The following is a 13,642-nucleotide window of genomic DNA, read 5'->3' on the forward strand; positions in this document are numbered from 1 at the left end:
AACTTGAAATAAACAGCGGGTTTGATGTCGCCCGCTGTCTTTATTTAATTTTAAATTGTACTTATAAAAGGCGATTGTCTTTTGTAATTAGAATCAATCATTTCTCTGACCATAAATTTTGTAATATCATGAGCGGTGATTTTATCTCCCAAACAATCTTCAGTATTAATAGAAATCTCAGTATCAATATCTGTAAATTCAATAAAAGGAACCCGAACTTGTGTCCAATTCACATCACTTTCAACCAATAAATCATAAGCCTTTTGTCGGTCTTGCTGAATTACAGGGAAATTCGCTTTCATCCAGTCTGTAGCCATTTTTGTTTTGGAACTTTTTTTATCAAATGGTGTATCAATGTTCAATCCTGCCAATAAAACAAAACGTTCAATCTGGCGATCCTTCATAACTTTCAGGATATTTTCAGTTGCACCACTCGCAACAAGAGGTTCGTCTTTACATTGTCCGATTGTACTTAAAACTGCCTCACAATCTTTAAGCAATAATTGTATCGATGCTAAATCAAGAGCATCGCCCTTGACAATTTCTATATGTGCGTGTTGAATTGAGAAGTTCTCTGGATTTCTCAGCAAAAGTTTTATGCTGAATCCTTCTTTTAACAACTGGTTTACGAGATAATTTCCAGTTCTGCCGCCACCGCCTAAAACGGCAACCTTTTTTATATTTTTCATATATTCTTTATAAAATTTGACATAGATAATTACGCTTTATCTGGTCGATAAAACGAAATAATAAAAGCTTACTGAGCTTTTATTGTACAATCAATATTTTATAAAGAGATTCTAATAGTTCAAAGATAAAACAAAAAAAGCCAAACATTACTGTCTGGCTTTTATAATAATTTTGAAATTGTATTAGTCAACTAATACAATTACTTTATTGTCTTTCATCTCGATAGTTCCTGACTGAATCTCTAATGTATAAGTCTGGTCATTTACTCTCGTGAATTTACTCGCTATGTCTTTAGAAAAATTAAAATTTGAAGCTGCAATTTTTACAGTTCCTTTTTCCAGAATAGAAACAATAGGAGCGTGATTATTCAATATTTGAAAGCTTCCATCAACTCCAGGCAAGGTAACAGATGTTACTTCTCCTGAAAATAATTTTGCTTCTGGTGATACTATTTCTAAAATCATCTTTTTTAAGTTATGAGTTATAAGTTATGAGTTATAAGTGAGTAGAAACTCATAATTTATAACTCATAATTCATAATTATATTAAGCTTCAGCTAACATTTTTTCTCCAGCTTCGATAGCATCCTGAATAGAACCTTTCAAGTTGAAAGCTGATTCCGGAAGATGATCTAATTCACCATCGATAATCATGTTGAATCCTTTGATAGTATCTTTAATATCAACCAAAACTCCAGGAATACCTGTAAATTGCTCCGCTACGTGGAAAGGTTGAGATAAGAAACGTTGAACACGACGTGCTCTGGATACTGATAATTTATCTTCTTCAGATAATTCTTCCATACCCAAGATCGCAATAATATCTTGCAATTGTTTGTATTTTTGAAGAATTTCTTTTACTCTTTGTGCACAGTCATAATGCTCAGCTCCTAAGATTTGAGGAGTTAAAATTCTAGAAGTAGAATCTAACGGGTCAACCGCTGGATAAATACCTAATTCAGCAATTTTACGAGACAATACTGTTGTAGCATCTAAGTGAGCAAATGTTGTTGCCGGCGCCGGGTCAGTTAAATCATCCGCAGGAACGTAAACCGCTTGTACAGATGTAATAGATCCTTTGTTTGTAGATGTAATACGCTCTTGCATAGCTCCCATCTCTGTTGCTAGAGTTGGTTGGTATCCTACTGCAGAAGGCATACGTCCTAAAAGTGCTGATACCTCAGAACCTGCTTGTGTAAAACGGAAGATGTTATCAACGAAAAACAATACGTCTTTACCCTGATCAGTTCCAGCTCCATCACGGAAATACTCAGCGATAGACAATCCTGAAAGTGCTACACGTGCACGAGCTCCAGGAGGCTCATTCATTTGTCCGAAAACGAAAGTAGCTTTAGACTCTCTCATTCCTGGCATATCTACTTTAGATAAATCCCATCCTCCATTTTCCATAGAGTGCATGAAATCATCACCATATTTTATAATTCCTGACTCTAACATCTCACGAAGCAAGTCATTTCCTTCACGTGTTCTTTCACCTACTCCTGCGAATACTGAAAGTCCACCGTGACCTTTTGCAATATTGTTGATCAACTCCTGAATCAATACTGTTTTACCAACACCTGCACCACCAAACAATCCAATTTTACCACCTTTTGCATAAGGCTCAATTAAATCGATTACTTTAATACCTGTGAATAAAACTTCTGATGAAGTTGACAAATCTTCGAATCTAGGAGCTTGTCTGTGAATAGACAAACCGTTTTCTCCTGTTTTTGGCAAGTTTCCTAAACCATCAATTGCATCTCCAATTACATTGAATAATCTTCCATATACATCTGGACCGATTGGCATTTGGATTGGATTACCCGTTCCAACTACTTCATATCCTCTTGACAAACCGTCTGTAGAGTCCATAGAAATGGTACGAACAGTGTTTTCTCCAATGTGAGATTGCACTTCTAGAACTAATAATGTTCCGTCTTTTTTAGTGATTTCTAGTGAATCATAAATTTTTGGAAGTTCAACATCCTTACCGTTGAAAACTACGTCAACTACTGGTCCAATGATTTGAGCAACTTTTCCTATTACTTTTGACATTACTTATGTATTTATTAAATAGCTATTTAGGTTTATCGAAAATACCTCTTTTTTCAGAGCGCAAAGATAATTTTTTAAAATATAAAATCAATATTTTTTTTATAAAAAATACTACGAATATGTTAGATTCATAAAAGTAAGGCTTCAAATAACTAAAACAGTAATTTTTATGAAAATAAAAAAAGCCACTACATTTTTCGAAACGAGTGGCTTTCTTACTAAAAAAATTGGCTTATTGTATCGTTAACGGATATTGAATTGGATATAAAGCCAAGTCAACATGACGTAAGGTCGAACCATATTTTGCATTAATTGCATCTATAAAAATATTGGCAATCAATCCGTATCCTCTAGCACTTGGATGCACTCCGTCAAGCGAAAATGCTCCTCCAACCGCATAAGAGGATGTCATTGTGAAATTACCAAAACGAAATCCCCCGTTTGAAAGCTGTGCCAACACACTTCTGGTATCTACAAAAGCTAATCCTTTTGCTTCGGCAGCAGCAGCAATTATTACATTGTAAGCATCTGTTGCTGTTTTAATTTCTGCAATTTCAGTTGGAATCAACACGTGTTTATCCTGCAATGGAAATGATATCCCAAATGCATTTAACGGAAACGCCGGAGCAATTCCTAAACCAGAGTTAGCAGCCGTTGGCGCTGTACCAATAGCATCTTTTGTAGTTAACAATATTAAATCTGTAGTTTTAGCCTGTCTTGCCTGACCAAATATCGCACCGTAAGCACCTGCAGTCTGCGCGCCTAACGTTGGTGCAAATATCGCTGCTAACTGAGCGCCAAGATTAGGCAATGTTTCATCTTTTATCAATAATGGACTTGTAGAAGTTTCGGACAATAAATTAATTCTGTCTCCGGCACCAAGAGCTGTCAAAGCTTGTTTAAGCGGACCATATAATTGCGCATTAAGCAATTTAATCGTTGCCAAACCAACTGCGTCATTATTTTTCCCAATTGATTTTGCAGTAAGTGGATTATAAGGAACTGTCGTAAAATGAGGCAAAGTTGTAATATAAGGTAAATTTGCAACAACTCCTTTTGCGCCATTTGCTGTTAAAGTTGTAACCAGTGTATTGTAAGCAAAATTAAAAGTGGCCGTTGGTGTAATATCATCTCCCAAAACCGGATCTTGGGAAGTTGGCACACCGCCATTTGTAGCATAACCCAAAACATCATTACCTCCAATAAACAAAGAAAAGAATGTAGGCGTTTGTGCTACTGCATCAGCTAAAACACTTGTAGTTGCTGATGAAGCAAAACGTGCAAAATACGGATTTGCTGTTGCAGGAGTTGCAAAAACTCCAGCAAGATTTCCGTAACCAGGCGCTATTAAGTGAAAACTTTTTGCTCCCGGAACTCCTAAATTACTAAAAGTCCCCGTTAAATGAGTCGTAATTGGTGTAGCCGAAACTCCCGGAACGTTTGCAGGCGAACTTGTAGCTCCAATAAAAGTAAGCCTTGTTGGGAATTTAGGAACCTGTAAGCCACCGGAAGAAAAACCTCCAATATTATCCAGCATTAAAGGAGTAGTAAAAGCTCCGCCGCCCGCTGCCGCAAATTGCTGAGACAATATATTAGCATATGAATTACTCTGACCTTTTGCAAACAAGGCTCCGTCACTATAACCTGCAGCAAAAGAATCTCCAAGTGCTATATATTTTGTAAAAACCGCTGATCCGGCAACAACAGGCACTTCTGCTGGAGTATCACTATCATCATTATTACATGCTACAAAGGTTAAGGAAACCAATAATAGCCATTTCATATTTTTTATCATGTTATTAAGTTTAAAATTATTAACTCTTTCTCATTTGAAATAATCAAAAGAAAGAAACCTGCTTCATCACTACTTTTAATAATTATGGATTAATTGTCCAGGAAACAAACCATTGCTGACCAATTGCCCCAGCTCCTATTACCTGAAGATAATCAGACCCGAAAAGATTTGTTGCTCCAACTTTAATTACTGATTTCAATTTTGTGAAAGCATAGTTTATCTGAGCATCAAGAACTGTATTTTCAGGAACCATACCATCTCCAAAAGAAGATTGCCATAAATATTCTGTATTCCATCTCACATTAACATTAAAACCTAAATTTTTAATCACTTTAGCATTTCCAAGAGACGCTTTAATTCTATGTTTTGGCGTGTTAAAACCTGCAATAAAACTTGGATCATCTTCCTGATTAAAATCAAATTGTGCATAATTATAATTAGCACCTAATTCGAAATCTTTGTATATTTTTTTTGATAAACCAATTCCAAATCCTAATGAAGAAACCTGAGCCGTAGTGTTTGTATAAATTTGATATACTCTTCTGTCCCCAAAAGCTAAAGCCTGATACGTTTGCTGTACCGAAGGATTAGTTGAATCCGTTCCTACAGTTCCATAATATGGAGATATTACTCTCGATGTATTCATAAAATCATTATAAATATTGTAATAAGCATTTAAATCGATAGATAAATCGTTTTGTACTACTGAGCGATATCCCACCTCAAAAGCCTGAACCTGCTCTGGTTTTACTAATCCGATATTAGCCACTTTAAGATCAGCAGGATTAGCCGAAGCCGCAAACGCCTGAACCGAAGCTACTGTATAGGCATTGCGGTAAGCATTTTGACCAGACATCCCAATAGTTGCCGGCTGACCAGCAATAGTTTGTCCGGCAGCACTTACATTCACAGTTTCCTGAAAACGATCTAAATTTTCCGGAGCCGACCCAATTAATGCGAATGGCCCAAGATCTAAACCAATATACTGATCTTGTGTTGTTGGATTACGAAAACCTGTTTGATAAGACAATCTGAAGTTATGTCTTTTAGACTCTCCGGCAGAATACACAAACGAAACTCTTGGTGAAAGATTACCATCAAAGTTTTGGCTTTTATCGTAACGCAAAGACCCTGTGAATTTCAATCTGTCATCCATGAATTTTTTAGTCAACTGCCCGTAAGCTCCATATTCTCTATAACTAATTGGACCATCATAATCTGTAAAAATAGTTCCTTCAGAATCCATTACATATTCTCTCCATGAACCACCAACCTGAATTTCTGCCCATTTGATCATATCTCTAAAATTATAATTCACATCTGAATGATATAATTTAGAATGATCTATAAATTTTGCCCCCTGAGTTAAATCAGGATTAGAAATTACTGTTGCAAGCGCACTATTAAACTGAGCCGAACCTGGTTCGAATCTAGGCAATCCTTTTGACGCAGGAATAAACGAAAGTGGCGCAGGAAGCACATTGTAGTCAGCAAAATTTCTTGCAATTGCAGCAGACTCGTTTGCATTTGTTCCCATAACAGCACCAGAAAACTGATAAGCTGTTGCGTAATTCGTAAACCATTCCTGATCAGATTTTGCAGCTCTGTTTACATTCCATGCAGCGAATCTCATATCATATGAATTTCCCGCATCTTCATCTGTAGCATAAACTCTTGCAAAAAAGTTTTTACCTTTTACCTCAATTTTACCTTGCTGCATGGTAAAATCCTTCAAGGCATATCTGTTTGCTCCCTGATAGATTGTGCTTCCTAAACCAATTTTATATTGCAGGATAATTTCTGTTTCATCTGTTGGTTTTATATGAGCAGAAAAATCAGCTTTTAAGTTTTTAACTTTATTATCTGTTAAGTCCTGTTCACGATATCCAGTTCTGCTAACTTGTCCCACATTTGGTATAAAAGTAGTTACCTCGTCACCATAAATATTTAATCCGTCGTAATTTTGATTATTTGCATGACCTACAGAACCTCCGGTCATACTTCTTGTGTCGGCAGCAATCCATTCTGTTGCTTCCATATATGTAAAGTTAGCCTTTAGTGCAAAATATTTTGTGAATGCTTTTGCAGCTCTTATTCCAAAATCATTATAATCATTAGTTCCGGCAGCTTTTTGACTTGTTTGTCCATATTTGTAGTAAACACTAATTCCTTCATTCGTAAAAGGACTTTTACTGTTCATAAACAAAATACCATTAAAAGCATTTGCTCCGTAAAGTGCCGAAGAAGCACCCGGCAAAAGCTCCACATTAGCCACATCTATATCCGAAATTCCAATTAAATTTCCCAATACAAAGTTCAATGCCGGCGATGAATTATCCATTCCGTCCACCAATTGCATAAAACGCGTATTCGCCACAGATGCAAAACCACGAGTATTAATGGATTTAAACGAAATACTGCTGGTATTAAAGTTCACCTCTTTTAAATTCTCTAAACCATCATAAAAAGTTGGAGCAGTTGTATTCCTGATTTCCTGAATTCCCATTCTCTCAATTGTAACGGGCGATTCAATTACTCTTTCAGGAGTTCTCGACGCAGAAACAACGATTTCATCCAGTTTTGTTTCTTCATCTTTTAAAATGACATTCACTTTTTGACTTGCAGATGTAACATTGATCGTCTTAGATTCAAATCCTACCGCTGTTACTTTTAGCGTAAGCGGAAGTTTGACAGAAGTACTCAACTTAAATGTTCCGTCAAAGTCTGTTGAAGTAGCACTTCGATCTCCTACAACACTTACATTAGCACCGGGGATAGATTGTTTGTTACCATCAGTAACAGAACCAGTAATTGTATTCTGCGCAAAGGTTATTCCGCTAAAAAACAACATAATTAGTAAATATACTCTCATTTAGGTTTGTTTTTGGTTAGTTTATGTAGCCAAAATACAAATAATTTTGATATTAATAAAAAAATGTTAAAAAAAATAAATATAATATATAAATTTAGTTACAATTTTAACTATTCATCAATTACTTTTATTAAATTAAAATCAAATATCAAAGTCCCAAAACAGTAAATACTATGCATACATATTATTTTTAACCAAAAAAATAAGGATTTAATAAAAATACATATCTAAGAAAAAAATATGACAATAAGAAAAGCGAGACGTGGAATATCGCTTTTTTAACATTTAGCACTGATATATAAAAAGAAAATTGAAAAAATAAGGCACAAAAAAAAGCGAGATTTACATCTCGCTTTTTTCTTATAATAATATAAAAATGTTACTCTACAGTAACTGATTTTGCTAAGTTACGCGGTTGATCTACATTACAACCTCTCATTACTGCTATATGATAAGACAATAATTGTAAAGGTATTGTTGTGATTAACGGCGACAACGCATCTGAAGTTTCAGGAATCTCAATTACATAATCAGCTAACTCACGAACCTGAGTATCGCCTTTAGTAACCACAGCGATGATTTTACCGCTTCTTGATTTGATTTCCTGAATGTTACTTACAATTTTATCATAATGCCCTTGTTTAGGTGCAATAACGATAACGGGCATATGCTCATCTATCAAAGCAATTGGACCATGTTTCATTTCGGCAGCAGGATAACCTTCTGCATGAATATAAGAGATCTCTTTAAGTTTTAAAGCTCCTTCTAACGCCACCGGAAAATTATATCCACGACCTAAATACAAACAGTTTGGTGCATCTTTAAAAGTTGCAGCAATTTCTTTTGCTCTGTCGTTAGTTTCTAAAGCTTCCGCTACTTTTTCAGGAATTATTTCTAATTCTTGTAAATATCCATGAAAGTCAGTGTTTGACAAAGTTCCTTTTGCTTTACCTAATCGCAATGCGATCATGGTTAAAACGGTGATTTGAGTTGTAAATGCTTTTGTTGAAGCCACTCCAATTTCCGGACCTGCGTGTGTATAAGCACCAGCATGACTTTCTCTTGAAATAGAAGATCCAACCACATTACAAACACCAAAAACAAAGGCACCGTTTTCTTTCGCTAATTTAATAGCCGCCATTGTATCAGCCGTTTCTCCTGATTGAGAAATAGCGATAACAACGTCATCTTTATTTATAATTGGGTTTCTGTATCTAAACTCTGAAGCGTATTCAACTTCAACAGGAATACGGGTAAATTCTTCAAAAATATATTCTGCTACTAAACCTGCATGCCATGAAGTACCACAAGCTACTATTAAAATACGTTTTGCGTTTAAGAATTTTTCTAAATTATCCTCAACACCTGCCATTTGAACAATTCCTTCATTAGCATGAAGTCTTCCTCTGTAAGTATCTTTAATAACACTTGGCTGTTCGTAGATTTCTTTTAGCATGAAGTGATCGTAACCGCCTTTTTCAATTTGCTCCAAATTCATCTGAAGTTCCTGAATATAAGGATCTACTAAAGAGTCATCTTTAATTTTTCTGACTTTTAATGGTTTGTGCAATCTAATGTTTGCCATTTCACCATCTTCAAGATAAATTGCATTTGAAGTGTATTCAATAAAAGGCGAAGCATCTGAAGCAATAAAATATTCTCCTTCTCCAACACCAATTGCTAATGGGCTACCTAATCTTGCAGCAACAATTTCGTTAGGATTTTTTTTATCAAAAACTGCAATTGCATACGCTCCTACAACCTGATTTAAAGCAATCTGAACTGCTTTTCCTAATTTAATTCCTTCTTTTTTCTGAACTTCTTCAATAAGATTAATTAATACTTCAGTATCTGTATCTGATTTAAAAGTATACCCTCTTTTGATTAATTCCTCTTTAAGCGGTGCATAGTTTTCGATAATTCCGTTGTGAATAATCACTAATTCTCCGGAATTAGAAACATGCGGATGTGAGTTTACATCGTTTGGGACCCCGTGTGTTGCCCAACGTGTATGACCGATTCCTATAGTTCCGTTTGAAGTAAAGCCTTCTTTTGCCTTAGCTTCAAGATCCGAAACTTTACCTTTTGTTTTACAAAGTTTTATACCTGTTTCGACATCATATAACATGACTCCAGCACTATCATATCCTCTGTACTCAAGCCGCTTTAATCCTTTTATAATAATAGGATAAGCCTCTCTGTGACCTATATATCCAACAATTCCACACATATATTATTTATTAATTTGGTTTCGTGTAGTATACTTGCAGTTGTAGTCTTTTAGCATAATTTGCATCGGTTGAAGGAATATTCGACCCAAACAATATTGTACCTAACGGACTCATAACCGAAGCTCTTGGCACATCTGAAATCACGTCATTTTTAAGTTTTAATTTTCCTGAAGTTATTGTATTAATATCTCCTGTAACTACTAAACCTAATCTCACGTTTTTAACAGTTGCATTTTTTATGATATTACGAATATGACTCGTTAATCTAATTTTGTACGTTGTACCTCTTTTTGTAGTTGCATCTACATTAATTATCCCGCTATATACAACCTTAGTCATTTTAGTATCAGCAGTTATGCTTGAACTTCCATCTGCGGTATAATCTACAATTGGCAGATTATTATCTAAATCATATAAGTAAACTCTTTTTGGCTCATAAGCAGGTTTCATATTATCTGAATCGATAGAAAAAATTAAATTCGCTTCATTAACCAACCACTTTTCACTTCTTATTTGTTCTAGTTGAGCACCAAAACCACTTAATTCAATTACAGCAAGCGATCCTTGACCTCCTTTTAAATAAAGTCTTTCATCTCCTGCGGTTTTGTTAGCACTTTTAACTGCAGTGTCATAAGTAACGTTTTTATTCTCCTGAAGTAATCCAGCCTGGGCACCTGTTAAATTAATTACTATTGACTTATCTTCTGTAGCATCACCATCAGTTGTTGCCGCCGTTTTCGCTTTATACTTTATTGTTATTTTAGCATTACCCGCCTTTGCAAAATCTAATAATGCCATATTTGTAGGGCTGCCGCCTGATTTTTCCACTTTGAAATACAATCCTCTAAAATATTCCTGAAAAACAGTTGAAGATGAAAGTTTTGAAGCATCAGCTTTTAGAACTTTATCCAGGAAAAACGTTTTATTTAAATTCAGGCGCATTTCCGGAGCCACTCTTGTAGTAACATCTTTACCAGCATCATCTTTAGTGATATCTACAATTTCTGCAGCACTAAAAAAGAATTGTTCATTTTGTAATGGATTTACATCATCATTAAGTAAAACCCCTTTGCTTGCATCTGCATTAAAATTAATGTCATCAGAATCCGGTGAATCCTGATTTGTATAATACAATTGTGCAAATTGAGAACCTCCATCAATAAAAGAACTACGCATTTGAACTTTAGATTCGTAAACACTCAATTTAAGTTTACCATTAACATCCCCATATATAGAATCTAATGCATAAGTGCGGCTTCCGTCAGCATTTGTAGCAGTTACATGACTAAAATAAGGAACGCTAAGCACTACGCTTTCTATTGATGTTACTTCACCAACAGTTGGCGCATAAGAAGACAAAGAAACCTGACTTACAAAATTCGATGTTGTTGTTCCGAAAACCGGATTATCAAAAATACCTAAACCATTAAGTGTTAATCCGTTTGACTGCACTGGAGTTACTTCCTGATTATAAGCTAAAACGTCATATTTTTCAGATTCAAGTCCAAAATGATCGTCACCGATCAAACCATCACCAATCGCATTAAAATCTTTGTCGCAAGAATATAAAAGAACAACTGTTGCAACTAATAGAATTTTCTTAATAAAAGAAGTATTATACATGTTTAATAATAAAGTTAAAATTTAAAGACCCATCGTTTTATAGAAATTGGTATACGCTTCTGCGAATCCATCTTTCCCGGCGAAAGGTAAAAAAGGTTTTCCTGAAGATTCTATAAATTTTGTTAAACTTGGGGATACGTTTTCAGATGCAATAATTACTGCATCAGAGTGTAATATGCTAGCCTTTAGAACGTTTTCGTAATTTGGTGTTTCTAAATCAGAGATTGCTTCATGCGGAACTCCGTCAAATTTCACCTTATTTATCATTTCTAAATCTAAATTTTCATCAAAAGATTGCCCGTAAACAGAGGTTACAATTTTAGTTTCAGAAAATAAAGCTTCATTTTTATAGTAATGCTTCATGTAGATTGGCAGCATTGCAGCCAGCCAGCCATGAACGTGAATGATATCCGGAACCCAGTTTAGTTTTTTCACCGTCTCCACAACTCCTTTAGCAAAAAATATCGCTCTTTCGTCATTATCCGGATAAAGAACACCTTCTTCGTCAGCAAAAGTTGCTTTACGTTTAAAATATTCATCGTTATCAATAAAATAAACCTGAATTCTTTCTTTAGGAATTGAAGCTACCTTGATAATCAATGGCATATCTAAATCATTCACTACCAAATTCATTCCTGAAAGTCTAATAACTTCATGTAATTGGTGTCTTCTTTCGTTGATATTTCCATATCTTGGCATGAAAATTCTTATCTGACCTCCTTGATCGTTGATCATTTTGGGAACGTCATAAGACATTAAAGAAACCTCATTTTCAGCCAAATAAGGCACGACTTCAGATGATACATATAATATCCTCTTATCTTTCATAATAGTATTTTACTTAATTTTTGGTAATAAAAACGTTGCAAAATTACAAAAATTTATGCAGTTTATAACTAATATATTATGTTTGCACTAAATTTTAATAATACTGCCATGCATATTTTCTACAGTAAAGTAGCTTTGATAGCCTATTTGAAAACTATCAAAACGGCAAATTCAACTATAGGATTTGTACCAACAATGGGCGCTTTACACCAAGGTCATCTGGCGTTAATGCAAAGATCAATCAAGGAAAACGACGATACGGTAGTAAGTATTTTTGTCAATCCCACGCAATTTAACAATCCCGAAGATCTCGAAAAATATCCAAGAACACTTGACGAAGACGTAAAAAAAATGCGCAATTTAAGTGACAAAATCATTTTATATGCACCAACTGTAGATGATATTTACGAAGGACATACGGTTTCACAGCCCTTTGATTTTGATGGATTAGAAAATCAAATGGAAGGAAAATTCAGACCCGGACACTTTAATGGTGTTGGCACCATCGTAAAAAGGCTATTTGAAATTGTAACTCCTACAAATGCTTATTTTGGAGAAAAAGATTTCCAGCAATTGCAAATTGTTAAAAAAATGGTCGAAAAAGCCCACTTACCGGTTAATGTTGTAGGCTGTCCCATTTTTAGGGAAGACAATCAGCTGGCAATGAGTTCAAGAAATGAACGCTTAACCCCGGAAGAAAGAAAAGAAGCAGCTATAATATATAAGGTATTAACCGAGGCAAAAGAAATATTCCAAACCAAGACTCCTGAAGAAACGATCAAATTCGTAGAAAATTCCTTCAAAGACAACGAGAGATTTGACCTTGAATATTTCGTTATTGCTGATGAATCTACATTATCACCTATTGATCATAAAAGTAAAGACAAAAACTACCGTGCATTTATCGCAGTATTTGTTAATTCTATAAGGTTGATTGATACCATTTCATTAAATTAATTTACCTTTGCAACATGCAAATTCAAGTTATAAAATCTAAAATTCATCGTGTTAAAGTAACCGGAGCTGATTTAAATTATATTGGCAGTATTACTATTGATGAAACTTTACTGAAAGCCTCAAATATTATTGAAGGTGAAAAAGTATCTATTGTAAACATTAATAATGGAGAACGTTTTGAAACTTACGCCATTAAAGGAGAAAAAAATTCAGGTGAAATCACACTGAATGGTCCTGCAGCCAGAAAAGTTCAGAAAGATGATATTATCATCATCATATCCTATGCAACTCTGGAATTTGAAGAAGCTAAAACCTTCAAGCCGTGGATTATTTTTCCTAATGAAAATGATAATTCATTAACCTAAGTTTTCCTTTTACACTTTATCTTACTACCGTTTGTCAAAATTATATTTGAACAAACAGGCTTGCTTTTGCCGAATAAATATCGCGCAAAATCGCAAAGAAAATGTATGTAAACTTGGCGGCTTTGCGACTTCGCGCGATTTTTTTTTAGCCGTAATTATCTGGGAAAAACTTAACTTAATGACATTGAGATTTTAGTATTCGTGCTAAACTTCATTGCTTTTTT

Annotated in this window: 10 protein-coding genes; 2 read left to right on the forward strand and 8 right to left on the reverse strand. The window is 34.8% G+C overall.

All coding sequences use genetic code 11. The features are described 5' to 3' along the window. Nucleotides 1-50 precede the first annotated feature (50 nt). From KHA90_RS16090 to KHA90_RS16125, 8 genes are all read right to left on the reverse strand, one after another. On the reverse strand, nt 51-689 hold the full coding sequence (locus KHA90_RS16090; protein ID WP_213302734.1) for an NAD(P)-dependent oxidoreductase: 639 nt from the start codon (nt 687-689) through the stop codon (nt 51-53). Nucleotides 690-872: 183 nt separating this feature from the next. Next, nucleotides 873-1,154 (reverse strand): F0F1 ATP synthase subunit epsilon, encoded by a 282-nt coding sequence (locus tag KHA90_RS16095; protein ID WP_213302737.1) that lies wholly within the window; start codon nt 1,152-1,154, stop codon nt 873-875. Nucleotides 1,155-1,235: 81 nt separating this feature from the next. After that, nucleotides 1,236-2,747: a F0F1 ATP synthase subunit beta gene (atpD, locus tag KHA90_RS16100; protein ID WP_213302740.1), complete on the reverse strand. Its 1,512-nt coding sequence runs from the start codon at nt 2,745-2,747 to the stop codon at nt 1,236-1,238. 232 nt (nt 2,748-2,979) lie between these two features. After that, the gene (locus KHA90_RS16105) at nt 2,980-4,542 is read right to left on the reverse strand and encodes an SGNH/GDSL hydrolase family protein (RefSeq protein ID WP_213302743.1); all 1,563 of its coding nucleotides are present in this window, start codon (nt 4,540-4,542) and stop codon (nt 2,980-2,982) included. Nucleotides 4,543-4,624: 82 nt separating this feature from the next. Beyond that, nucleotides 4,625-7,414, reverse strand: coding sequence for a TonB-dependent receptor (locus tag KHA90_RS16110; RefSeq protein ID WP_213302746.1), 2,790 nt, complete (start codon nt 7,412-7,414; stop codon nt 4,625-4,627). Between the two features lie 379 nt (nt 7,415-7,793). Next, a complete protein-coding gene (glmS, locus tag KHA90_RS16115; protein WP_213302749.1) occupies nt 7,794-9,644 on the reverse strand; it encodes a glutamine--fructose-6-phosphate transaminase (isomerizing) in 1,851 nt (616 codons plus the stop codon). A 10-nt stretch (nt 9,645-9,654) separates the two neighbouring features. Continuing rightward, entirely contained in the window at nt 9,655-11,268 is a 1,614-nt protein-coding gene (locus tag KHA90_RS16120; RefSeq protein WP_213302752.1) for a DUF4270 domain-containing protein, read from the reverse strand. 21 nt (nt 11,269-11,289) lie between these two features. Beyond that, nucleotides 11,290-12,096, reverse strand: coding sequence for a glycogen/starch synthase (locus tag KHA90_RS16125; protein ID WP_213302755.1), 807 nt, complete (start codon nt 12,094-12,096; stop codon nt 11,290-11,292). 78 nt (nt 12,097-12,174) lie between these two features. On the opposite strand from KHA90_RS16125, the gene panC reads away from it, so the two are divergent. Beyond that, a complete protein-coding gene (gene panC, locus KHA90_RS16130; protein ID WP_213302757.1) occupies nt 12,175-13,053 on the forward strand; it encodes a pantoate--beta-alanine ligase in 879 nt (292 codons plus the stop codon). A 14-nt stretch (nt 13,054-13,067) separates the two neighbouring features. Beyond that, nucleotides 13,068-13,418 carry an aspartate 1-decarboxylase gene (gene panD / locus KHA90_RS16135; protein ID WP_213302760.1) on the forward strand — a complete coding sequence of 117 codons (351 nt, stop codon included), beginning with the start codon at nt 13,068-13,070 and terminating at the stop codon, nt 13,416-13,418. The last annotated feature ends 224 nt before the right edge of the window (nt 13,419-13,642 follow it).

The organism is Flavobacterium psychroterrae, assembly GCF_018380615.1.
GTDB classification, from domain to species: Bacteria; Bacteroidota; Bacteroidia; order Flavobacteriales; family Flavobacteriaceae; genus Flavobacterium; species Flavobacterium psychroterrae.